Genomic DNA, 22,263 nt, shown 5'->3' on the forward strand with positions numbered 1-22,263 from the left:
GTCGTGCTCTACCAACTGAGCTATTCCCGCAACAGAATGTCATCTGCAAGTGATTGGAGCGGGAAACGAGACTCGAACTCGCGACCCCGACCTTGGCAAGGTCGTGCTCTACCAACTGAGCTATTCCCGCATCGGAATATCAATTACAAATTTTTTGGAGCGGGAAACGAGACTCGAACTCGCGACCCCGACCTTGGCAAGGTCGTGCTCTACCAACTGAGCTATTCCCGCAACAATTTGGTTGTCTTGAGGCTCGATGATGATTGGAGCGGGAAACGAGACTCGAACTCGCGACCCCGACCTTGGCAAGGTCGTGCTCTACCAACTGAGCTATTCCCGCATCGGGCTGGTTTGCACCAGTGTCATCATCAGATTTTTGGAGCGGGAAACGAGACTCGAACTCGCGACCCCGACCTTGGCAAGGTCGTGCTCTACCAACTGAGCTATTCCCGCAACTACCTTAAAACAGGCCGTACAGCATTTGGTTGCTTGCGCTACTGTACGGGAGCCGAATTATAAGAGGAGTCATTCCAATTGCAAGGGCTTTTTTGTCTGGTTGCGCGCGTTCGCTCAAAAGCTGGCCGAACTGTCGATTTTAGCAGCCAGAGCATGACAACCCCTTGCCGGAGAATCAGATCTTGAAGACGTGGCTGCGATAGAACTGCAGCTCGGCGATGGATTCGCGGATGTCGTCCAGCGCCTGATGGGTGCCGCTCTTCTTGAACTGATCCAGCAGTTCCGGCTGCCAGCGGCGTACCAGCTCCTTGATGGTGCTGACGTCCACGTTGCGGTAGTGGAAGAAGGCTTCCAGATCGCTCATGTGCTTGACCATGAAGCGGCGATCCTGACCGATGCTGTTGCCACACAGCGGGCTGGTGCACTCCGGCACCCACTGGCGGATAAAGTCGAGGGTCTCGGCAATGGCTTTCGCCTCGTCGTGCTCGCTCGCCTTGACCCGGGCCACCAGACCGCTCTTGGTGTGGGTGTTGACGTTCCAGTCGTCCATCTTGGCCAGCTCTTCATCACTCTGATGAATGGCGATGACCGGCCCTTCGGCCAGTACGTTCAGATCCTTGTCGGTGACGATGGTGGCGATCTCCAGTACCACGTTCTCTTCGGGGTCGAGACCCGTCATCTCCATGTCGATCCATACCAGGTTCTGCGCGCTGACTGTCATGATTGCTCTCTCTATTGGGAGGAATGGCGGAATTTTGCCAATTTGCATGTATCATACTGGCTTTGGATCTGTTCATAAACTGGCGAATCGAGTGGCAAAGAAAGCAAAACTCAATCTGGGTCAACAAAGGCGCGTCCAGGCCAACCGCGAACGGCGGCTGCAAAAAGATCACACCACAGTGGTAGATGACACCCTGTTTGGCCCGGCCATCGAAGGGGTGGTGATCAGCCGTTTTGGCCAGCACGCCGACGTGGAAGCGGTCGATGGTGCCATCCACCGCAGCAACCTGCGGCGCAGCAGCATCAGCAGTCTGGTGTGCGGCGACAAGGTGGTGTGGCGTCCCGGCCTCAATGCCGCGACAGCGGGCGTCATCGAGGCGGTGCATCCGCGCCACTCGGTACTGACCCGGCCGGACTTCTACGACGGGGTCAAACCCATCGCCGCCAATATCGACCAGATCATCATCGTCTCGGCGGTGATGCCCGAGTTCTCCACCAACATCGTCGACCGCTATCTGGTGGCCGCCGAGGATGTGGAGATCCAGCCGCTCATCGTGCTGAACAAGGTCGATATGCTGGATGACGCGGCACGCAAGCGTATCGAGTGCCAGCTCGAACCCTATCGCAAGCTTGGCTATCAGGTGATTCTGGTGAGTTGCGAGAGCGGCGAAGGGCTCGACGAGCTCAAGGCCCAGTTCGAAGGCAAGATCAGCATCTTCGTCGGCCAGTCCGGGGTGGGCAAGTCGTCCCTGACCAACGCCCTGATGCCGGGGCTGGATGTGCTCACCGGCGAGATCTCCGAAAACTCGGGGCTCGGCCAGCACACTACCACCACGGCGCGACTCTACCACTTCCCGAGCGGCGGCGATCTCATCGACTCCCCCGGGATCCGCGAGTTCGCCCTCTGGCATCTGGAAGCCGATCGCATCACCTGGTGCTTCGTCGAGTTTCGCGACTATTTGGGTGGCTGCAAGTTCCGCGACTGCACCCACAAGGACGATCCCGGCTGTGCCCTGCGGGCGGCAGTCGACAGTGGCGCCATCAGCGCCGATCGCTTCCACAACTATCACCGCATCCTGGAAACCATGCAGGAAGCCCGTCACGGTCGCCAACAGGCGCGCCTGTGACCCTAATAAACCTACGTTGATGATGAACATGAGCATTACTGACAACCTGAAAATTGCCGGTCAATACTGTCTGCCCAAGCACGCCCTCTCCCGTCTGATCGGCAAATTTGCCGCTGCCGAAGCGGGCAACATCACCACCAAAGTGATCGAAGCCTTTATCAAGCAGTATCGGGTCGACATGAGCGAGGCGCTGCACGAGAGTCCGGCCCACTACAAGAGCTTTAACGAGTTCTTCACCCGTGAGCTGAAACCCGGTATCCGCCCGGTGGTTGACGATGCCATGACCCTGGCGCTGCCGGTGGATGGCACCGTCAGCCAGCTCGGCCCCATCCAGCAGGGCCGCATCATTCAGGCCAAGGGCCACGACTACAGCGCCCGCGAGCTGCTGGGCGGCTATGAGGATCTGGTTGCGCCGTTCAAGGATGGCGACTTTGCCACCATCTATCTGGCGCCCAAGGATTACCACCGCATCCATATGCCGCTGGACGGCGTGCTGGAGAGCATGGTGTTCGTGCCGGGGGATCTCTTCTCCGTCAACCCGCTCACCGCCGAGAACGTGCCCAACCTGTTTGCCCGCAACGAGCGGGTGGTGGCCACCTTCCGCACCCCGCACGGCCCCATGGCGCTGGTGCTGGTCGGTGCAACTATCGTGGCCAGCATCGAGACCATCTGGGCCGGCAACATTGCGCCGACCAAAGAGAAGAAAGTAGTGCGCTGGGACTACACCGGCGACGAAGCCATTACCCTGCAAAAAGGTGCCGAGATGGGTCTGTTCAAACTGGGCAGTACCGTCGTCTGCCTGTTTGGCCCGGGCATGCTGGCCGGTTTCGAGCCGCATCTGGCCAATGGCGTCACCACCCGCATGGGTCAGCCCTTTGCCAAGCTGGCGGAGCAGGCATGAGCGAACAACCGAACGCCTCGCAGAAAAACAATCCGCTGCACGGGTTGACCCTGGAAACCATCGTCACCGCGCTGGTCGAGCACTATGGCTGGGAAGAGCTGGGGCAGCAGATCAATATCCGTTGCTTCACCGATAACCCCAGCATCAAGTCCAGCCTGAAGTTCTTGCGCAAGACCCCCTGGGCCCGGGAGAAGGTCGAGAGCCTCTACCTCTACGTCCAGCGCAAGCAAGCCAAATCGAAGAAGGAAGGGCAAGATGGCCTTTAAGATTACGTATACCTATAAAAAACAGGCCAAAGAGATCGGCTACGCGAACGACAAGTTCCGCAGCATCTACGACGCCATCGCGGCTGCCGAAGGGTTGGATCTCTCCAGTTTCCACGCCATGGAGGCTCAGTTGGCTCAGGTTTGTCGCCGTGACAAGAAAAGCGTGAAGGATTACCGAGAGAACTACTTCAAAGAGTTTGGATTCTCCAACATCGTCATTGAACGGGACCATCTCGAAGACAAGCAGGAGTAATCATGAGAACCTTGACTCTGCTGGCCGCCTCTCTGCTGCTGGCGGCATGCAGTACACCGGAACAACATCTGGTGGGCGGCGATCGCGACAGCCACGGCTGTATCGGCAGTGCGGGCTATCAGTGGTCAGCGCTGACTGGCAAATGTGTGCGCCTGTTTGAGCAGGGTATCCGGCTCAATCCGACCGATGCCAGCCAGACCAGCAGCGCCTTCGTGCTGTTCAACACCGACCAGACGCAGGCCGAATTGCATCTGCCAAGCGGCGAGCAGCACCTGCTGACCCGTCAAGGTGCGGAGGGCAACTGGTCGTGGCAGGGTAGCGGCTACACCCTCTTTATCTGGAAGGGTTATGTGCTCAAGCACGGTGACAAGGCGCTCTATCACGGGGAATAACCCGATCGCCTGATATCTTCGTGATATCCACCAAATAAAATGCCGACCCAAGAGTCGGCATTTTTGTATCTGACACAACAGGTTATCAGGCACGGCTGAGGTAATCGGCCTGCCCCACCCACTTGTAGCTGGTGAGTTCGGTGAGCCCCATGGGGCCACGGGCGTGCAGCATCTGGGTCGAGACCGCCACCTCGGCACCCAGACCAAACTGGCCGCCATCGGTGAAACGGGTGGAGGCGTTGACGTAGACAGCCGCCGAACCGGCCCCGTTGACGAAACGCTCGGCGTTGGCCAGATCGTTGGTCAGGATGGCATCGGAGTGACCGGCGTTGTGCTCGCGCATATGGGCCAGTGCCTCGTTCACATCCGCCACCAGCTTGACCCCCAGGGTCAGCCCGAGCCACTCGGTATCGAAATCCTCCGGCCCCGCCTCGCACAGGTTGTCGGCACCCGCCAACAGCGCCATGGCGTTGGGCGCGGCCACCAGCGTCACCTTGCGCTCGTTCATCAGCGTCACCAGCTGCGGCAGGAATGTCGAAGCGACTTTCTCGTGCACCAGCAGGGTATCGAGGGCGTTGCAGGCGGAGGGGCGCTGCACCTTGGCGTTGTCGATGACCGCCAGAGAGCGCACCAGATCGGCACTCTCGTCGACGAAGATGTGGCTGATGCCGAAACCGCCGATAATGACCGGGATGGAGCTGCTCTCCTTGCACATCTTGTGCAGGCCAGCACCGCCGCGGGGGATGATCATGTCCACATAGCGGTCGAGGCGCAGCAGCTCGGCCACCAGCGCACGATCCGGGTTGTCGATGTACTGCACCGCCGCCTCGGGCAGACCGGAGGCCGCCAAGGCATGCTGGATCACCCGCACCAGCTCCAGATTGGAGTGGAAGGTCTCGCGCCCGCCACGCAGTATGCTGGCGTTGCCGGTCTTGAGGCAGAGGCTGGCGATGTCGATGGTGACGTTGGGGCGCGCCTCGTAGATGACACCGATAACCCCGATGGGCACCCGGCGACGGGAGAGGCGCAGGCCATTTTCCAGCACCCGGCTATCCATTTCGGCGCCGACCGGATCGTCCAGCGTGATCACCTTGCGCACATCTGCCACGATACCGGCCAGCCGGGCCGGATTAAGCAGCAGGCGATCCAGCATAGCTTCTGACAAGCCCGCCTCACGGCCGGCGGCGATATCTTTCGCATTGGCGGCGAGGATCTGCTCGCTGCGCGCCTCCAGCTCGTCGGCGATGGCGGCCAGCGCCCGGTTCTTCTGCGCCGTGCTGACAGTAGCCAGCTGATAGGCGGCTTCACGGGCCGCCTGCCCCATTTTCTCCAGACTCATCTCATTTCCCTTTGTTCATGCCGTGCCGCCTTGATTAGAGCAGCACCATGTCGTCTCGATGGATAGCCACAGAGCCGTAGCCATAGCCCAACACCTGTTCAATCTGATCAGAGTGGACGCCGCGCAGCTTATCCAGCTCCAGATGGTCGTAACGGCAGATGCCGCGAGCCAGCTCGGCGCCTTTGGGATCAAGAATGCGCACCACATCGCCTCGAATAAAGTCGCCCTTGACCGCGACGATCCCCTTGGGCAGCAGGCTGGAGCCTTTATCCTTCATGGCGGCGACAGCCCCCTGATCCACATGCACTTCACCGTGAGGGGGCGGGCCTGCCAGGATCCAGCTCTTGCGCCCTTCCAGCGGGCAGGCCAGCGCCGGGAAGAGGGTTCCGATACGCTCGCCCTTGGCGAGACGGCCGATCACCTCCGGCATCTGGCCGGTCGCGATCACCACGTTGACGCCGGCGCGACGCGCAACATCGGCAGCCTGCAGCTTGGTGGCCATGCCGCCGGTACCGAGGCCACTGACACTGTCACCCGCCAGCGAACGCAGGGTATCGTCGATGGTCTGCACCTCTTCGATGAGCTGGGCATCGGGATTGGTGCGCGGATCGGCAGTAAACAGTCCCTTCTGGTCGGTGAGCAGGATCAGTAGATCCGCATCCGCCAGGATGGCGGCGCGGGCGGAGAGGTTGTCGTTGTCACCTACCTTGATCTCGGCGGTCGCCACCGCGTCGTTTTCGTTGATGACCGGAATAATGCGGTGATCGAGCAGGGTGCGCATGGTATCGCGGGCATTGAGATAGCGTTCGCGATCTTCCAGATCGGCGCGAGTCAGCAGCATCTGGCCGATATGCAAGCCATAGAGGTTGAACAGATCCTGCCACACCCGAATGAGCTGGGTCTGACCGACTGCCGCCAGCATCTGCTTGTTGGGCAAGGTTGGCGCCAGTGGCGGGTGGCCCAGATGCTCATGCCCGGCGGCGATAGCCCCCGAGGTAACGACCACGACTCGATGGCCGTGACGGTGCAAGGCCGCACACTGTCTGACCAGCTCGACCATATGGGCACGATTGAGCTGGGAAGACCCCCCTGTGAGCACGCTGGTGCCCAACTTGACGACTATGGTTCTGTTTTCCATGGGAGCATAAAGGCTAAAAAGTTAAGGAATATCTTTATACCCACGGCCATGGAGCCCTGCAAGGCAATTAACGCCGGGGTGAGGAGATGAAGCAAAGGCCCGGATGATTGCGGGCGGAAGGGGAGATGGCTGACTGATGGCCCGGCAAACAGCGGGATGCTGCTCGCCGGGCATCAGGGATCAAGCTGCGGTCACGGTCAACTCATTGGTGACCTGATCCGCTGGCGCTAACTGGCACTCCAGTGCCGTCAGTTTGTCGCTGATGAGCTTGTAGAAACGGTTGAGGGTCCGTTCTACTTCTACCTGGTGCTTCTTGGGGATCGGCTTGTCCAGCCACTCACCATCAGCATTGTAGAAACCGAGCTGATAGTGGTAACGGAAATGGTGATCGTCCTGCTCCAGCACCAGCCACCAGCCCCAGAATTCCCGTTTGTCCGGCGCCGGCTTGGCGCTGACACAGACCGACAGGCAGTCGAAACGATAACGCCCCTCTTCGCAGAGATCTTCGCGCAAATAGGGGCCAATGGCAGCAAACTGCCTCAGCAGTCGCTTGTAGGTCACTCTTTCAGACATGTTAACCTCCCTGTTAAACAAGCCGCGCCACCTCGGGATGGCGTCAGTTCTTTAGCGCAATGTCAGGTACACAAATGCTGTTTCAGCCACTCGACGATTTCGTCCAGTGCCTTGTCATACACCTCCAGCAAAGGCTGTTTGTCGAATACGATGGCCTTGCCGTTACGACTGGCCGCCGCCAATGCCCGTACATCCTGCTCGGGACAAATAAAATCTCGCTTGTGTCCAATACTCAATATCGGCACAGAGGTGCGAGTCCCCAGTAATCCTTGTGTTTTAAGTGAAAATACCTGGCACTTGGTACGCATGCCATCCCACTGCGCCGCATCCGCCCCCAACCGGTTGGCCAGACTGTCCCGCATCATGCGCGGACACTTGGCAAACAGCTCCTGATTGGTAAACACCTGATTGACCCCCGCGCCGACACAAACCACGGTGCGCAGCTTGAACGGCTCGATAAAGGCCAGTCTGGCTGCGATATTACCCGCCAGACGCATCCCCACCATGGCGATACGCTGATGATCGACCCAGGCCACTTCGGAGAGGTAATGGAGCACCGCCTGATGAAGGCGGCTGGTATCCTGCACCAGCGGCCAATGCTCGGCATAGCCGATGCCCGGCATATCCAGCGACAGCATGCCGATGCCGTTGGGCTCGAGCCGTTTGAGATAGAAGTTGAGGAAATCGAGCTGCAGGGAGTCGATCCCGCCACTGATGATCACCAGCGGCACCGGTTTTTCGGTGGTCGGCAGGTGGAGATAACCCTGAATATGCTTGCCGCGAAAAGGCACCTGAATCTCTTTGAGCGGCACCTTGAACAGGCGACCTGCCTCGCGATAGGCCATGTTGCCAAGCAGCTGGGCCTGATCCGCCAGCTCGTCGTCCTTGAGATGGGGATAGCTGGCAATGGAGTAGTAGCGCACCGCCTTGAGCAGTTGCTTCAGGGCGCCAGAAGGATCACCCTTCTCGCGCAGTTCACGGCCCTGCTTGAAATAGTTGCCAGCCACCTGGCTCCACTCGTAGATCCAGTTGCCGGGCACATAGCCCTTGATGGTATCGAGATAGCAGTCGTGGGTGCGCTCGCCGGTCGCCATGGCGATGCGGGCAAGAGTCTGCTCCACTTCGATGGGGTCTGCCCCCTGCCAGGTCCAGGAGGGGCGGCGCAGCAGGCGATACCAGCTCTTTGACATGGATCCGTCGATAAACATCTCGTCTGACTCGGCTTGCGCCAGATCAGCCGCACTGGAGTTGGAGATCTCGGATGTTTCCAATACCTTCTTGACGCGGGTAAAGAGCTGTTCGGTCAGGTTTAGGTCTTCGTTCAAGTCCAAGATAGTGTCCCATTCATATCAGGCAATAGCTCATCTTAACCACTTTTACTGCCCATCAGCCACCCTGCAACAGATTGATACACAAAAAACAGGGCTCCAAATTGGAGCCCTGTGAAACCATTATTGCCGGTTGCGACCAATGGACGCAGCGAGCGTCACATCCCGATCCCGTTACTTTTCGTCGCAGATCGGTGTGGCGAACTCCAGTGCCATATCCCACGGCTGTTCAATCCAGGTATCCTGCGGGATCGCCACTTCGAAATCGTCCAGCAGCGCTTCGCCCATCGGCTTGGCGAAAATCGCGATGAACTTGGCTTTCGGGTAGAGCTCGCGGATCGCCTTGGCGGTAGTGCCGGTGTCCACCAGATCTTCCACCACCAGCCAGCCTTCGCCGTCACCGGCGGTGGTGGCAGCCTTCACGACCACCAACTCGCGCTGGCTGTCATGGTCATAGCTGGAGATGCAGAGGGTTTCCACATTACGAATGCCAAGTTCACGGGCCATCAGGGCTGCGGGCACCAGACCACCACGGCTGACCGCGATGATACCTTTCCACTGGCTGACAGGCAGCTGACGACGAGCCAGACGGCGAGCTTCACGTTGCAGGTTGTCCCACGACACATAGAACTTTTTCGGCATGTTATCGATCTCGAATAGTTATTTAAAAACAATCACTTAAAATAACAACACCCGCAATTCTCCCTGCGGATGCCAGTAAATGGCGGCCCTTGCCCGACTGAATTCAGATTGCACTTCGGCTGCCTCAGGGCTAAGCCTCGGCAGCAAATCTGATAACAATGGAAGCAAGATGGGCTTATCCGGCGATCGGTTAGATGATGTGTCCAAACCGCGGACAGGCTGTTGGGCCGATATGATAGCACCGTTTGCAGAGAAAATGCCTGGCAAACGTATGCCAAAAACAGGAAAAATCGGCATCACCCTCTCCATTCGGCCCATCTCGAGCGCCAAACGACTAACCTGCCGTCCCTGATGCCGAGTCCTAATGGGCTGTGCGGCAAATCGCAGATAAAAAAATAGCAGGGGGAGGTTTAACCTCACGCACCTGCTGCTTTCTCGCCTCTGCCTGGTTGGGCAGCTCGTCTTAGCGACGAGTGACGAAGGGGTTAGGGTAGCTGAAACCCTGGGTATACAAAGAGGGGGCAAACCAATAGGTTGAGTTGCTGCCTGGCATATTGAAACTCCTGATTGCTTAACAAGTTACGTACCTTTAATGCGGGCTCAAATCCTTGAACGAACACTCGGTTCCATGGAGGCGCACTTGCTTTGCTTCGGTTCCCTGGAGGCTTTCATCGTCATCCTGACGGGTGGCGAACCACGGGAGCTAATTTACCAGTCGGTGCGCTAAATTCAATATTTTTGTGAGATCGGTCACACATTTTCTTTTCTATCGGTCAGCGTCGTCCGAACCTGACGATCGTACTGCCTGGTTGCCATCAGCCAGCACAAGCTGCCGGCGATTTGCGCTGATTGCTCACATTTTTGTGTGATTGACTGTATTATCGTTATCCTCTTCCCCGGCCCGCTGATGGGGCCCTGTTAATTCCGTGCTGGTAAGGAGTCCCGACGTGGCACAGCTTAGCTCTCTCTCTCCCAAACTGATTTGGCATTTCTTCGAACAGATCTGCTCCATCCCCCACCCTTCCAAACATGAAGCCAAACTGAGCGCCTGGATCATCCAATGGGCTCAAGGGGAAGGTCTGGCGGTCAAGCAGGACAAGGTCGGCAACATCATCATCATGAAACCGGCCACCCCGGGGATGGAAAACCGCAAAGCCGTGGTACTGCAGGCCCACATCGACATGGTGCCGCAGGCCAACGCCGACACTAAACACGACTTCGCGACCGACCCCATTGATGCCTATGTCGATGGCGAGTGGGTCACTGCCCGTGGCACCACCCTGGGTGCCGACAACGGCATCGGCATGGCTGGTTGCCTGGCAGTGCTGGCTGACAAGACCATCAAGCACGGTCCGCTGGAAGTGCTGCTGACCACAGACGAAGAGACCGGCATGACCGGCGCTTTCGGTCTGGAAGCGGGCTGGCTTGAGGGTGAAATTCTGCTCAACACCGACTCCGAAGAGGATGGCGAAGTCTATATGGGCTGCGCTGGCGGTGTGGATGCCAATATCCGCTTCCCGCTCGAGCTTGTTGACGCCAGCGAAGGAGAAGCGTTCGAACTGGCCGTAAAAGGACTGCGCGGCGGTCACTCCGGTTGCGATATCCATCGCGGTCGTGGCAATGCCAACAAGCTGCTGGTGCGTCTGCTCAAAGCAGCCGAACCGCTGGGTGTTCGTCTGGCCGAGATCCACGGCGGCACTCTGCGCAACGCCATCCCGCGCGAAGCCCGTGCCACCCTGCTGGTGCCTGCTGTCAGCGTAAACGAGTTCAAGGCGCTGGTTGACCGCTACACCGGGATCTACCAGACCGAACTGGCCGCCACCGAGCCGAACCTGACCGTGCTGGTCAACAACGCCGCCAAACCGGCCAAGCTGATGAGCGTCTCCCTGCAGCAGCGCCTGCTAGATGCCCTGCTGGCCTGCCCGAACGGCGTGATGCGCATGAGCGATGCCATGCCAGGCGTGACCGAAACCTCTACCAACCTGGGGGTCATCAAGACTCAGGATGGCGAAGTGTACGTCCAGTGCCTGATCCGCTCCCTGATCGACTCCGGTCGCGAGAGCATCGAACAGATGACCCGCGCCCTGTTCACACTAGCGGGTGCCAGCTGCGAATTCACCGGTGCCTATCCGGGTTGGGCGCCGAACGTGGACTCCCCCGTCATGGCGCTGGTGCGGAGCAGCTACCAGACCCTGTTCGGCACCATGCCCAACGTGATGGTGATCCACGCCGGTCTCGAGTGCGGTCTGTTCAAGAGCGCCTATCCCAAGTGGGATATGGTCTCCTTCGGCCCGACCATCCGCGGTGCCCACTCCCCTGACGAGAAGGTGCATATCCCGGCGGTCGAGCGTTTCTGGCAACTGCTGGTGCACGTGCTGGAAGCGATTCCGGCCAAATAACCCGGCCTACGCCACACGGCAAAACAAAGCCCCGCACTGCTGCGGGGCTTTTTCGTTGCTGCGATTAGGCCAGCCAGACTTCGGCGCTTAACGAATGCCGCGCGCCTCGCGGATCCACTCCCAGGCTTGCTGGATCTCCTGGGTCTTCTCCTTGGCCATCTCCATCATCTCCGGCGGCAACCCTTTGGCGGCCAGCTTGTCCGGGTGATGCTTGCTCATCTCCTTGCGGTAGGCGCGCTTGATATCCTGATCGCTGTCGCTCTCGCTCACCCCCAGCAACTGGTAGGCATTCTTGAGGCGATCCGCAGAGGGAGCCTCCTGCCGATACTGCTGGCCACCAGAATGCCCCTCCTGATACTGGCCATGAGCCTGATTGAAGAAGTTCATCTGCGCTTCGGCCATCGCCAGAATGCGGGCCAACTCAATGCGGCTGAAGCCCAGTTCGTCGGCAATGGTGTGCAGAATGGCGCGCTCGCCCTCCTCTACCCGCCCGTCGGCAAAGGCCGCCTGCAGTTGTACCTCGAGGAAGAAGCGCAGAATGTCGCGCTGCCCGAGGCTGGCACGGCGGAACTCGGCCAGGGTCTCGCGCAGCGGGAAATCGGCCTCTTTACCGAGACGAAACGACTCCTGCGCTCGGGCACGCTGCTCACCGGCCAGCCGCATCCGATCCATCAGGTTGGAGGCAACCCGGATCTCCTGCTCGGTCACCTGACCGCTTGACTTGGCGATGTGACCCATCACCGAGAAGGTGGCATGGAAGAAGACGGCTTGCTGCTCTTGACTCGGGCCGCGACGAAACGCCCCCTGCAGCCCCATGCCACGGTCGAAACGGTGGCCGACCCAGAGGCCAATCAGGGCACCGATGATATTGCCGAGCAGAAAACCGAAGAAGGCGCCCAGCACCTTACCCCAAATACGCATGGTTCAAGACCTCTTGAAGTTAATGAGTGCGGGCCTGGAGCTGGTCATCCAGCTCGCGCAGTCGATCGACCGTGCCGATATCGCGCCACTCGCCAGCGAGCAGGCTGCCGCCCACCCGCCCTTGCGCCATCCAGTCACGCAGCAGGGGCGCCAGCTTGCGGGCGCCGCCCGCGAGACCGGCAAAGGCCGCCGGATCATATAGTCCGACCCCGCTGAAGGTAAACGCTGGCGTATCCACGACTCGCCCTTCTTGCAGGGCAAAGTCCCCGCTCGGGTGCTGGGGCGGATTGGGCACCAGCCAGAGGTGGGCCAGATCATCGCCAAGGGGCTGGCTGACCAGAGTGTGATAATCGAGATCGAGCCAGGTATCGCCGTTGATCACCAGAAAAGGGTCTGCGCCCAGCAGCGGCAGCGCCTGCACGATGCCGCCCGCGGTCTCCAGTGCGCTCTCCTCGGCTGACCAGTGGATGGTCACACCAAGCGCACTGCCATCACCGAGGCTCTCAACCAGCTTGTGGCCGAGCCAGGCGTGGTTGATGACCAACTCGGTCACGCCAGCGGCTTTGAGTTTTTCGATGTGATGAACGATGAGCGGCTTGCCCCCCACCGCCAACAACGGTTTGGGCAGCAGGTCAGTCAGTGGGCGCATCCGCTCGCCACGGCCAGCGGCCAGGATCATCGCCTTCATGGTTTAACCCCGGCATTGGCAATCCTGGGCAGCACCATTTGCTCCAACCACTGACCAAAGCGGGCCAATACCGGATAGGCGCTACCGTGAGTGCGACAGACATCCACCACGTAGCCGAGGGTACGGGGAATATCCTTGAGATAACCGGACTTGCCGTCGCGATGATAGAGCCGGGTGAAGATCCCCGCCGCTTTGAGGTGGCGCTGCATGCCGGTCAGGTCGGCACCACGACGGAAACTGGCATAATCGAGTTCGCCAAGCAGCCCCGCCTGTTGCAGGGTGGCAAAGCCGTGGCGCATCCCTTCATCGATTACCTCATCCGGCCAGCGCACATAGCAATCTTTCAATAGGGAAACGAGGTCATAGGTGAGCGGCCCGATGACCATGTCCTGAAAATCGATGATAGCGAGTTCGCTGGTATCAGGAGTGTTTCCGCCGCACACCATCAGGTTGCGACTGTGGAAGTCACGGTGCATGACCCCTTGCGGCTGGGCCAGATTGCAGGCGGTGAGACAGGCAAAGGTCTCATCGAGCAGTTGCTGCTCTTCGTCGCTCAGGATCAGTTGCAGATGATGGCCAAGCAGCCACTCGGGAAAAATGCTGTTCTCCCGCGCCATAAAGGCCGTATCGAAGGGCTCAAGTGCAAGTTCGACCGCCCCCAGTCGGGGCAGCAGATCTATGGCTTTGCCATACCAGGCCAGCACGTTGTGCTCATTCAGGCAGCTGATCAGCTGGGTATCGCCCAGGTCACTGACCGCCAGCAGACCCTGTTCGTAGTCCACCGCCTTCACCTCTGGCGCCAACAGCTGACGCGCCTGCAAGGCAGTCGCGTTACGAACAAACTCATGATTTTTTTCGGTTTTCGGATTGGCATCCACCCAAACCAGACCACCACCACGAGAGTAGCGGCGGAAACTGGCATCACCGGAAATGAGGGCAAGCGTGAGAGTGGCATCACCGGAAATACGGCGTGCCCACTGCAATAGCAGGGAATCGCGATCGTGCATAAGTCGGGGACCAAGGTGGAAAGCAGCACTTGGCTGTGAGCCCTGGCCGCAATAATGCTTTATCATTGCCGGCTAACATAAAGCAATAACATGCAATGTCAAATACGCAGTTAGGACAACTTGTTTAAATCCTTATAAATCATCAAGTTGTTGTATTTATTGTGCTATGGATTGGGTCGTAAATACTGGCCCTAAGATAACATCCAGGGATCACATGATGAAGTACTGTAGATTCAACTTGTCAACGCAATATCCTTTTCAATAACTTCTTTGCGTGTTTTAAATTTCAGGGGCTTCCTCGGTCTGCTATTTTGTTGGGCTGCAACCTGCGTTGTTGACTAAATCAGAACCGGAGAAGTCTTTCACCAAGCGGTTTGCTCCGCTCAGTTCACCAGCAGCCTGACGGGTATTCCAAGCCCCGTCATTTTGTTCATCGCCTTCACCCCTGCCAGGCTACACCGACCTACGCATTGTAATTTCTCCGGCTCAATTTCGAGCCTCGATCCGATCTGCCGTGGCGCTATTGCAGCAGTCAGCTCATCCCTGAACTTGAGGGCCTTCGGGGTCTTTGTTAATCGCGGACGTCAGAGTTCGCGACCATCCCTGTCCGGTGCACTCGCCCTTTTTACCGCCATGCATTGCCCCGGATGATATAGTCACGGTCAGGATCCGTATTCAGGGAGTTTGTCGTGAAGAAGATCATCTACATCTTGCTCGGCATCGCCGTGGCGGCCTTGCTGGCCATAGTGACGTTGATAAGCCTTATCGACCCCAATCAATTCAAGCCCCAACTGGCTGAACAGGTGCGCAAGAGCACGGGTCGGGAGCTGGTGATGGCAGGGGAGATTGACTGGCGTTTCTGGCCGAGTCTCGGCCTCTCGTTGGAGAAGGTTGCTCTGCGCAATCCGGCCGGTTTTGCCGAGCCGGATCTGGTTCGTTTCGAACAGGGCGAGGCCTCGGTGGCCCTGTTACCGCTGCTCTCCCATCGTCTGGAGATTGGCAAGGTGACGCTGAGTGGCGCCCATCTCTTTATCCAGACCAAGGCGGATGGCAGCTCCAATCTGAGCGGACTGATCAAAGATGCTACTGCTGATGCAAGCGAACCGGTCGTCCCCGCAACCCCTGCGCCAACCGCTGATAGCAAGCCCTGGCAGATCAGCTTGCAGGGTGTTGCGCTCTCCCAGGCCAGTGCGCTGCTACAGGACGATCGCAGCGGCACCTCGCTGCGACTGGATCGACTCGATCTCGATATGGGGCAACTGGCCACCGGTCAGTGGGTACCCGTGACGCTGGCCGCCAAGGGGAGTGCCGATAAGCTCGCTTTCGATGTTAAAGGGCAGACCCAGGTCAAGCTGGCGCAGGAGGTGATGGCGAGTGAACTGAAAGATCTGAGTCTCAGTGGCAGCCTGAGTGACCCGTCCCTGCGACTCGACAGTTTCTCCATCAAGGGAGACCGATTGGCCTTGGGTGAGTGGAGCAACCTCACTTTGGCGCTGAAAGGAGCCAAGGTAGAGGGGCAGCAAGCTTCACTGGCTGGCTCGCTGGAAGGAACGCTCAAGGGACGGCTCGATAAAGAGATGAAGCTTGCCGAACTCTCCGATATGGTGCTGACCGCAGCGCTGGAAGGTGATGTGCTGCCGCGCTCGCAGATGAAACTGAAACTGGCCGGTTTTGCCCGTGCCGAGCTCGACAAGCAGTTGATTACCCTGAGTAAACTGGTGATGAATGTCGATGAGGCGCTGTTGAGTGGTGATGGAACCGTGCAGCTTGGCGCCACTCCGGCAATCACCTTTGATCTCCATGGGGAGAAGCTGGATCTCGACAAGTGGCTCGCCAAATCGGTACCGACCACACTTGCGCAGGCGAAAGAGGACAAACCGGCGGCCGGTGCTTCAAATACCGCTGCAAGTGACAATAAAGCGGCAACCGGCAAGAGCGAATCCCTCTCCGCGGTTGAACCGGATCTGGGCGCGCTCAAAGGGGTGGATCTAGATGGTCGGCTGCAACTCGGCAGCCTGCGCCTGAAAGGGCTGGATCTCGGCGCAGTCGATCTGCAGGTGGCTCTGGCCAAGGGACTGCTGACGCTCAAACAGTTCAGCGCGACCGTGGCAGGCGGTCAGATAAACGCGAACGGGGTACTTGACGCACGCCAGCAGCCCGCCACCTACAAGGTGCACAAGCAGGTGGCCGGGGTGAACATTCGCCCCTTGTTGCAGACTCTGGCTCAGAGTGATCTGCTGGAGGGCAAGGGCGATCTCGATGTGCAGGTGCAGGGGCGTGGTCTCTCTGAGTTGGCACTGCGCAACGGGATGCAGGGCAAGGTTACCTTGAAACTGAGCGACGGTGCCCTGCATGGCATCAACCTGCCGGAGATGATCCGCGAGGCGCGGGCCACCCTCACCGGCAAGGGGGCCGAGCAGGTGAAGGAGGCGCGCAAGACCGACTTCAGCGCCCTGACCGCCAGCTTCCAGATTGCCGATGGCGTTGCCCGCAGCAACGACATCCAGCTCTTTGCCCCGGCCTTGCGGGTCAAGGGCGAGGGGCAGACGGCGCTGGTGCCGGAGAGCCTCGACTTCCTGTTCCTCACCTCCATCGTCGAGAGCAGCAAGGGGCAGGGAGGCAAGGATGTGGACGAGCTCAAAGAGATCACCATTCCGGTGCGGATCGGCGGCCACTGGCAGGCGCCCAGCTATCAGCTCGACGTGAAGGCGCTGCTCAGCAACAACAAGCTGCTGGAGGATAAGGCGCGCAAGGAGGCCGAACGGGGCCTCAAGAAGCTGCTGGGGGACAAGGCCGACAACGATGCTGTCAAAGGGGTGGCTGACCAGCTGCTCAAGGGACTGTTCAAATAGGTGACGGTTCACATGGGCTGGCGCTCGCTGCGTCAATGCCGTTAGCGGTTGACCGGATGTCAGCGCCATTGAAAAATGGCGCTGACATTTTTTATGGCGCAGTGCTCTGCTGTGTCTTCATCCGGAGTCATCTCGAGTTGAACCCATGCGCCTGATCCTGCTGCTCTGCTCCCTGATCTGCTACGGCATGACTTCTCCGGTGCTGGCCGGGCCGTTGGCGGATCGCCTGGCGGGCGAGCTGGCCAAGCAGGCTCCCGAACAGGCGCTGCCTCTTGACGAGGTACAGCGGATCGACCGTCGCCTGATTGCTCCCGACTCCCTTCATCCTGCCTGGCAGCGTTATCCGCTGCGCCAGCTGCAGGCCATCTATCGCTATCAGCAGGAGTGCGGGACAGATCATGACTTGCCCGCCGAGTGGCTGCCGCTGCTGCGGGCGCTTTGCGGCCAAGGGGCTGCGCCCTCGGCCCGCTGGTTTGCCGCTCACCCCGTCTATCCGCTGGGGGGCTCCAGCGCTGCTCGCTGGCAGGCTGGTCATCCGGCGGCCGGGCTCGACGCTCTGCTCCATGTGCGGGAGCGGCGAGATCAGTTGGGGCAGCTCGGCGAGCTCGATAATGACAACCTCGATGCCCTGCTGCGGGGCGAGCGCTGGTTGCTGCAATCGGGTCAGCTCTGGCTGCTTGCCGATGGGCAGTGGCGCCGTTACGGTGCCGGGCAGTGGCAGCCGCTGGCCGAGCGGCTTGGTGTGACGCTGGATAGTCGCACTGCCGGTTCTTGTGAAGAGCGAGTCGGAGCGATCTGCTTCAATACTCGCCCCACGCTTGGCTGGCAGTGGCTGGCGCTGGCCAGCACGTTTGGTTTTATCCTGTTGCTGGGGTGGGCCAGCTGGCAGCGCTGGCGCCTGCTGCGGGAGCGGCGCGTCGCGTTGCAGATGCTGACCCACGAGCTGCGTACCCCCATCATGGCGCTCTCCGGCATCAGCGAGGAGCTGCGCCATGACTTCGACCGGCTACCCCCTTCCGCCCAGCAGAGCGTGGGTCAGCTGCTGGGCAGTGTCGCCCGTCTGCATCAGCTGGCGCAGGCCAGTCGCCACTATCTGGCGGCTGAGACTCTGGAAGATGAGCGGGTGGCGGTCAGTCTCACCGAGTGGCTCACCCTGGCTTGCGAGCGGCATGACGCCACCTTCTGCCTTGAGCGGGAGATGACTCTGGCGCTCCCCTTCTACTGGCTCGATCTCGCCCTCGACAACCTGCTGCGCAACGCCAGCCAGCATGGCCGTGAGCCGGTTCGGGTCAATGCCAGCTGGCAGGCGGGGCGTTTGATCCTCGCGGTCAGCGATAGCGGCGAGTTGCCGAGTTACCGGCTCGCCACCCTGCTGCGTCGTGGTGCCCGTGCCGATGGTCTGGGGCTGGGGCTTGCCATCGTGCGCCATCTGCTGCGCCGTCTTGGCGGGCGCCTCGCCCTATCCGGCCCGCCCACTACCGTCACCCTGACGCTGCCCTGCCAACTCAGGAGCGACCCCGAATCATGAAGACCATCCTGCTTGTCGAAGACGAGGCGCTGCTGGCGGAGAACCTGCAACGCTATCTGACCCGCGAGGGGTATCGTTGCCTCTGGTGTGACACCCTTGCTGCGGCGGAGCAGCAGTGGCTGGCGGCGGATCTGGTGCTGCTGGATCGCACCATGCCGGAGGGGGATGCCCTCGACTGGCTTCCCCAGTGGCTGGCGCGCAAGGCGCTGCCGGTGATCGTGCTCACCGCAAGGGTGGAGGTGAGCGATCGGGTGGCCGGGCTCGATGCAGGGGCGCGCGACTACCTGGCCAAGCCCTTCTCCCACGACGAGCTGCTGGCGCGGATCCGGGCCCAGCTGCGCCAGCTGGGGGATGGCACTCAGGCAGTGGGCGGCTTGCAGCTTCATCCCGCCCGGATGCAGGCGAGCTGGCAGGATGCGGAGGTGAGCTTTACCCCCATCGAGTTTGCCCTGCTCACCCTGCTGGTGCGGATGGCGGGGCGGGTGCTGAGCCGGGAGGAGATCCTCAACCGGGTGTGGGGCTATCAGGCGTTTCCCTCCACCCGCACTGTTGATACCCATATTCTGCAACTGCGCCAGAAGCTGCACGGACTAGCCATCGAGACGGTGCGCGGTATCGGCTACCGGCTGGAGGTGCCTGCGTGAAGCGCTCTACGCTGGCTACGCTGCTGTTGGCTCTAAGCGTCGGCTTGCTGAACGCAAGCTGCGTGATGGCAACCGATCGCCTCCTGGAAACCGATCGCGCCGACCCGCTGCAACCGGCTACCTTGGCGCTGTTGCAGGGGGATAACCGGCACGCCTGGCAATCTTTGCAGCAGGCTTGGCCTGCGCTCAACAGCGATGCCGAGCGCCGCAGCTGGCAGGGGATGCTGGCCGTGCTGAGTGCCCAGCACTGCGGCAAGGATTTCCCGCTGACCTTGCCTGATGGGGTGAGCGAGCTGCTCCTTGAGTTGATCCAGCGCGATGCGCCGTTGCTGCGGGACTATCGGGTGCAGTTGACCGGGGAGGGGCCCATCACCGCCGCGGAACTTGTCGATCCCGCTGGCCGTGACCGACTGACAGGCGCCCAGTGGGAGGTGGAAGAGAACTTCGGAGTCAGGGTCGTGGGGGCCGATCTACCGACGCCTTTGCCTGCTGGACTCTATCAGCTGCGGCTGGCGGTGGCGGGCAAAGCGTGGCAGGTAGTGCTGCCGCTGCCTGCGGTGCAGGATCTGGACTGGCTCTCCCGCTCGCCGCAGGTGGTGGCCAATCCCCCCGCCAATCCTGCGGCCTGTACGCCGCTCTGGCTTGAGCAGACGGTGCTGGCTCGCCCGCAATACTCACTGCTGTGGTGGAACCGCCTGCCTCTGGATGGCAAGGTGGGTTGGCCTGCCGCCACGCCCGACAGCTGGCGCACCCTCTCGCTGGTGCAAACCAGCCAGCGCGGCCAGCTGGTGTTGCAGCTAAGCCACAGTCAGGCGGGGCCGGTGGAGTAATGGTCGTCGTGATGGTCAGTTGCACGCAATCCTGACATTAGCCTGACAATCGCAGGCGGCCAATCTGCTGAAATGGCGATTCCCGTGAGTTATCAGGAATCACCGACCATGACTTTTCTTCCCGTGCTAACGAGCCGGATCCGCCCGCTGCTGCTGTTGGCGCCGCTGTTCTCCCTGCCTGCCGAGGCGCTGACCCTTGCCAACGATCAGTGGCGCATTGAGTTGGATCCCGCCACCCTGGCAGCCGAGGCTGTGCTGCCATCGGGCAAGCACCTTCTCATCTCTTCTCCCGGCCCGCGTCAGCCGGTCACCGCGCTGCAGCAGGAGGGGGAGCGTGCCAGCTGGCTGACCCGTGCCGATGGCGAGGTGCGTGCCTTGGCTCGCCTTGAGGGTAACCGTCTGATCCTTACCCTCAGCCGTGCAACTGCTGGCGAGTTGGTGTGGCCGAGGGTACCGGCAGGGGCGCAGGCGCTGATGCTGCCGATCCACGAGGGTTTTCGCATCCCGGTTGAGCATCCCGCGTGGCGCCAGGCGCTGGCGCAGGAGTATCAGGGGATCAATACCACCGAGGATCTCACCCTACCGCTGGTCGGGCTGGATCACGGGGATCAGCAACTGGCGATCCTCTTTGCCAACCCCTTCAACAACCGGCTCACTTTTACGCCCGGGAAAGATGGTATTGCCCTGACGGCGACCCATAGTGTCAATCGCCTCAATCTGGCCGACCCCTATGAAGTGGCGGTCTCGCTACAACCGGGCAGTGATTGGCTGGCGGCGGGCAAGGCCTATCGCAGCTGGCTGCAGGCGCGGGGCGAGCTGGTCTCGCTCGAGAGCAAGCTGGCGGCAGTAAAGGATGGCAAGCGGCTGATCGGCGCCTCTCACCTCTACCTCTGGGGCGAGCGACTGCTGGTGCCACAGGATGTGAAGAGCTGGCCCGCGCTGCGCCATCCGGGTCAGCAACCTGCTGATTTCGCTGCCCGGCGCACGCTGGCTGCCACGCAACTGGGGGCTGCGCTCAACGAGCCACAGAGCTGGGGTGATGGCAGCTCGGCCAAGATGATCGCTGCTCTCAAGCAGGCTGGATTACCAAAACTCTGGCTGGGTCTGCCCCAGTGGACGGCGGGCTTTGCCGCGCCAGAGGGGATTGCGCTTGCCAAAGCGGCGGGCTATCTCATCGCCCCTTACGACTCCTACGATACTGCGCTGCCGGAGGGGAATCGTCAGCAGAGCTGGCTCACCGCCCAGATGGGGCAGGATATCTATCAGCGCTGCGGCATCATGCAGGAGAACGGCCGGCGCAAGAGCGGCTTTCAAAACAGCGGCGTCTACACCAATCAGGCCTGCGTGCGCCTGGTGATGGAGCAGCGCGTGCCCTGGTTGCAGCAGGCAAGCCACTACAACAGCTGGTTCCTCGATGTGGCGGCGACCGGCATGGTGTTTGACGACTTCGACCCGGCCAAGCCCACTACTCAGTCGCAGGATGCGCAAAACCGGATGGCCGGGATGGCGTGGATTGCCAGGAGTCAGGGTGTGCTGGTGGGCTCCGAGGAGGGAGGCGCAGTTGCCAACCGCACCGCGGCCTTTGCCCACGGCCCCCAGACCAGCTGCTTTGGCTGGCAGGATCCCGATATGCGCCGCAACAAGCGCTCTCCCTACTATCTGGGAGCCTGGTATCCCGACTATCAGCCTGCGTTCTTCTTTGGCCAGAGCCACCTCAAGCCCGGGTATCAGGCGCTCTACTTTGATCCGGCGCTGCGGTTGCCGCTGTTCCAGAGCGTCTTTCACGACAGCATAGTGACCACCCATCACTGGACGATGGATAGCCTCAAATTCAGGGAGAGCCGTCAGGTGACCGAACTGTTGCAGCAGCTCTACAACGTGCCGCCGCTGCTCAACCTCAGTCTGGATAGCGCCAGCGTGCGCATTCCCTATCTCAAGGGACTCGATGCCTTCTTCCGTCCGTTGCATGAGCGGCTCTACAACCAGCCACTCACCGGTTTTCGCTGGCTCGATAAAAGAGGAGTGGTGCAGCAGAGCGAGTTTGCCGATGGTACTCGACTGATTGCCAACTTCGGTTCGGCCACCGAGCTGGCAGGTATAAAACTGGCCGCTCAAAGCGTGCTGGCGCTGCTGCCCGATGGCCGCCAGCAGCAGTTTGTTTCGCAACCGGATGGCGCCCGCTAATCTGGCGTTCTGGCTTTTATTTCATCAGAGGATGCTGTTGCAGAACTTTTCATGTATAGATGAACGTTCTGCAAA

General features: G+C 60.4%; 20 protein-coding genes and 4 tRNA genes. 11 read left to right on the forward strand and 13 right to left on the reverse strand.

The window, feature by feature from the left end; genetic code table 11:
• Window positions 1–54 precede the first annotated feature (54 nt).
• The 5 genes from ACW5W8_RS19695 to orn form a co-directional block, all read right to left on the reverse strand.
• Window positions 55–130: transfer RNA gene (locus ACW5W8_RS19695), tRNA-Gly, on the reverse strand.
• A gap of 25 nt (window positions 131–155) precedes the next feature.
• A tRNA-Gly gene (locus ACW5W8_RS19700) sits at window positions 156–231 on the reverse strand.
• A gap of 33 nt (window positions 232–264) precedes the next feature.
• Window positions 265–340 (reverse strand) — tRNA-Gly (locus ACW5W8_RS19705).
• Window positions 341–377: 37 nt separating this feature from the next.
• Window positions 378–453 (reverse strand) — tRNA-Gly (locus tag ACW5W8_RS19710).
• A 178-nt stretch (window positions 454–631) separates the two neighbouring features.
• Window positions 632–1,177, reverse strand: coding sequence for an oligoribonuclease (orn, locus tag ACW5W8_RS19715; RefSeq protein ID WP_498629760.1), 546 nt, complete (start codon window positions 1,175–1,177; stop codon window positions 632–634).
• A gap of 91 nt (window positions 1,178–1,268) precedes the next feature.
• Here orn and rsgA point away from each other — a divergent pair, with 91 nt between their 5' ends.
• Genes rsgA through ACW5W8_RS19740 form a run of 5 tightly spaced genes read left to right on the forward strand, consistent with a single transcriptional unit; the run spans window position 1,269 to window position 4,115 of the window.
• On the forward strand, window positions 1,269–2,303 hold the full coding sequence (gene rsgA, locus ACW5W8_RS19720) for a small ribosomal subunit biogenesis GTPase RsgA (RefSeq protein ID WP_498629762.1): 1,035 nt from the start codon (window positions 1,269–1,271) through the stop codon (window positions 2,301–2,303).
• A 28-nt stretch (window positions 2,304–2,331) separates the two neighbouring features.
• On the forward strand, window positions 2,332–3,204 hold the full coding sequence (gene asd / locus ACW5W8_RS19725) for an archaetidylserine decarboxylase (protein WP_498629764.1): 873 nt from the start codon (window positions 2,332–2,334) through the stop codon (window positions 3,202–3,204).
• Window positions 3,201–3,470, forward strand: coding sequence for a VF530 family protein (locus tag ACW5W8_RS19730; RefSeq protein WP_120414856.1), 270 nt, complete (start codon window positions 3,201–3,203; stop codon window positions 3,468–3,470). Before asd ends, ACW5W8_RS19730 begins: the two co-directional genes overlap by 4 nt.
• A complete protein-coding gene (locus tag ACW5W8_RS19735; protein WP_498629766.1) occupies window positions 3,460–3,723 on the forward strand; it encodes a DUF2960 domain-containing protein in 264 nt (87 codons plus the stop codon). The genes ACW5W8_RS19730 and ACW5W8_RS19735 overlap by 11 nt, the downstream gene beginning before the upstream one ends.
• 2 nt (window positions 3,724–3,725) lie before the next feature.
• Complete coding sequence (locus ACW5W8_RS19740) at window positions 3,726–4,115, forward strand: hypothetical protein (RefSeq protein ID WP_498629768.1); 390 nt, start codon at window positions 3,726–3,728, stop codon at window positions 4,113–4,115.
• Window positions 4,116–4,200: 85 nt separating this feature from the next.
• On the opposite strand, the gene ACW5W8_RS19745 is transcribed toward ACW5W8_RS19740, so the two are convergent.
• From ACW5W8_RS19745 to gpt, 5 genes are all read right to left on the reverse strand, one after another.
• A complete protein-coding gene (locus tag ACW5W8_RS19745; protein ID WP_498629770.1) occupies window positions 4,201–5,454 on the reverse strand; it encodes a glutamate-5-semialdehyde dehydrogenase in 1,254 nt (417 codons plus the stop codon).
• Between the two features lie 34 nt (window positions 5,455–5,488).
• On the reverse strand, window positions 5,489–6,592 hold the full coding sequence (proB, locus tag ACW5W8_RS19750; protein ID WP_498629772.1) for a glutamate 5-kinase: 1,104 nt from the start codon (window positions 6,590–6,592) through the stop codon (window positions 5,489–5,491).
• A 180-nt stretch (window positions 6,593–6,772) separates the two neighbouring features.
• Entirely contained in the window at window positions 6,773–7,165 is a 393-nt protein-coding gene (crl, locus tag ACW5W8_RS19755) for a sigma factor-binding protein Crl (RefSeq protein ID WP_005339003.1), read from the reverse strand.
• Window positions 7,166–7,227: 62 nt separating this feature from the next.
• On the reverse strand, window positions 7,228–8,496 hold the full coding sequence (frsA, locus tag ACW5W8_RS19760; protein ID WP_421341825.1) for an esterase FrsA: 1,269 nt from the start codon (window positions 8,494–8,496) through the stop codon (window positions 7,228–7,230).
• A gap of 171 nt (window positions 8,497–8,667) precedes the next feature.
• Entirely contained in the window at window positions 8,668–9,135 is a 468-nt protein-coding gene (gene gpt, locus ACW5W8_RS19765) for a xanthine phosphoribosyltransferase (protein ID WP_005339007.1), read from the reverse strand.
• Window positions 9,136–10,082: 947 nt separating this feature from the next.
• On the opposite strand from gpt, the gene ACW5W8_RS19770 reads away from it, so the two are divergent.
• Entirely contained in the window at window positions 10,083–11,534 is a 1,452-nt protein-coding gene (locus ACW5W8_RS19770) for an aminoacyl-histidine dipeptidase (RefSeq protein WP_498629775.1), read from the forward strand.
• Window positions 11,535–11,621: 87 nt separating this feature from the next.
• Here the strand turns inward: ACW5W8_RS19770 and djlA are convergent, their stop codons facing one another.
• Genes djlA through ACW5W8_RS19785 form a run of 3 tightly spaced genes read right to left on the reverse strand, consistent with a single transcriptional unit; the run spans window position 11,622 to window position 14,150 of the window.
• The gene (gene djlA, locus ACW5W8_RS19775) at window positions 11,622–12,455 is read right to left on the reverse strand and encodes a co-chaperone DjlA (protein ID WP_498629776.1); all 834 of its coding nucleotides are present in this window, start codon (window positions 12,453–12,455) and stop codon (window positions 11,622–11,624) included.
• Between the two features lie 19 nt (window positions 12,456–12,474).
• On the reverse strand, window positions 12,475–13,143 hold the full coding sequence (murU, locus tag ACW5W8_RS19780; RefSeq protein ID WP_167565920.1) for an N-acetylmuramate alpha-1-phosphate uridylyltransferase MurU: 669 nt from the start codon (window positions 13,141–13,143) through the stop codon (window positions 12,475–12,477).
• Window positions 13,140–14,150 carry an aminoglycoside phosphotransferase family protein gene (locus ACW5W8_RS19785; protein WP_498629779.1) on the reverse strand — a complete coding sequence of 337 codons (1,011 nt, stop codon included), beginning with the start codon at window positions 14,148–14,150 and terminating at the stop codon, window positions 13,140–13,142. The genes murU and ACW5W8_RS19785 overlap by 4 nt, the downstream gene beginning before the upstream one ends.
• Before the next feature lie 689 nt (window positions 14,151–14,839).
• Here ACW5W8_RS19785 and ACW5W8_RS19790 point away from each other — a divergent pair.
• From ACW5W8_RS19790 to ACW5W8_RS19810, 5 genes are all read left to right on the forward strand, one after another.
• Window positions 14,840–17,002 carry an AsmA family protein gene (locus ACW5W8_RS19790; protein ID WP_498629781.1) on the forward strand — a complete coding sequence of 721 codons (2,163 nt, stop codon included), beginning with the start codon at window positions 14,840–14,842 and terminating at the stop codon, window positions 17,000–17,002.
• 145 nt (window positions 17,003–17,147) lie between these two features.
• Window positions 17,148–18,530, forward strand: a complete 1,383-nt coding sequence (locus ACW5W8_RS19795) for an ATP-binding protein (protein ID WP_498629783.1) — start codon at window positions 17,148–17,150, stop codon at window positions 18,528–18,530.
• The gene (locus ACW5W8_RS19800) at window positions 18,527–19,174 is read left to right on the forward strand and encodes a response regulator transcription factor (RefSeq protein WP_498629785.1); all 648 of its coding nucleotides are present in this window, start codon (window positions 18,527–18,529) and stop codon (window positions 19,172–19,174) included. Before ACW5W8_RS19795 ends, ACW5W8_RS19800 begins: the two co-directional genes overlap by 4 nt.
• Window positions 19,171–20,004, forward strand: a complete 834-nt coding sequence (locus ACW5W8_RS19805) for a DUF2861 family protein (RefSeq protein ID WP_498629787.1) — start codon at window positions 19,171–19,173, stop codon at window positions 20,002–20,004. Before ACW5W8_RS19800 ends, ACW5W8_RS19805 begins: the two co-directional genes overlap by 4 nt.
• 108 nt (window positions 20,005–20,112) lie before the next feature.
• Window positions 20,113–22,188, forward strand: coding sequence for a glycoside hydrolase (locus ACW5W8_RS19810; protein WP_498629789.1), 2,076 nt, complete (start codon window positions 20,113–20,115; stop codon window positions 22,186–22,188).
• Window positions 22,189–22,263 lie beyond the last annotated feature (75 nt).

It is taken from the genome of Aeromonas aquatilis (assembly GCF_054052405.1).

What these genes read in the sequence shown, in the direction of transcription:
- ACW5W8_RS19800 (WP_498629785.1), top strand. Translation starts at nt 18,527, where the DNA reads ATGAAGACCATCCTGCTTGTCGAAGACGAGGCGCTGCTGGCGGAGAAC.
- orn (WP_498629760.1), bottom strand. Translation starts at nt 1,177, where the DNA reads ATGACAGTCAGCGCGCAGAACCTGGTATGGATCGACATGGAGATGACG.
- asd (WP_498629764.1), top strand. Translation starts at nt 2,332, where the DNA reads ATGAGCATTACTGACAACCTGAAAATTGCCGGTCAATACTGTCTGCCC.
- ACW5W8_RS19795 (WP_498629783.1), top strand. Translation starts at nt 17,148, where the DNA reads ATGCGCCTGATCCTGCTGCTCTGCTCCCTGATCTGCTACGGCATGACT.
- ACW5W8_RS19735 (WP_498629766.1), top strand. Translation starts at nt 3,460, where the DNA reads ATGGCCTTTAAGATTACGTATACCTATAAAAAACAGGCCAAAGAGATC.
- ACW5W8_RS19810 (WP_498629789.1), top strand. Translation starts at nt 20,113, where the DNA reads ATGACTTTTCTTCCCGTGCTAACGAGCCGGATCCGCCCGCTGCTGCTG.
- murU (WP_167565920.1), bottom strand. Translation starts at nt 13,143, where the DNA reads ATGAAGGCGATGATCCTGGCCGCTGGCCGTGGCGAGCGGATGCGCCCA.
- proB (WP_498629772.1), bottom strand. Translation starts at nt 6,592, where the DNA reads ATGGAAAACAGAACCATAGTCGTCAAGTTGGGCACCAGCGTGCTCACA.
- ACW5W8_RS19740 (WP_498629768.1), top strand. Translation starts at nt 3,726, where the DNA reads ATGAGAACCTTGACTCTGCTGGCCGCCTCTCTGCTGCTGGCGGCATGC.
- crl (WP_005339003.1), bottom strand. Translation starts at nt 7,165, where the DNA reads ATGTCTGAAAGAGTGACCTACAAGCGACTGCTGAGGCAGTTTGCTGCC.
- gpt (WP_005339007.1), bottom strand. Translation starts at nt 9,135, where the DNA reads ATGCCGAAAAAGTTCTATGTGTCGTGGGACAACCTGCAACGTGAAGCT.
- ACW5W8_RS19785 (WP_498629779.1), bottom strand. Translation starts at nt 14,150, where the DNA reads ATGCACGATCGCGATTCCCTGCTATTGCAGTGGGCACGCCGTATTTCC.
- djlA (WP_498629776.1), bottom strand. Translation starts at nt 12,455, where the DNA reads ATGCGTATTTGGGGTAAGGTGCTGGGCGCCTTCTTCGGTTTTCTGCTC.
- ACW5W8_RS19745 (WP_498629770.1), bottom strand. Translation starts at nt 5,454, where the DNA reads ATGAGTCTGGAGAAAATGGGGCAGGCGGCCCGTGAAGCCGCCTATCAG.
- ACW5W8_RS19730 (WP_120414856.1), top strand. Translation starts at nt 3,201, where the DNA reads ATGAGCGAACAACCGAACGCCTCGCAGAAAAACAATCCGCTGCACGGG.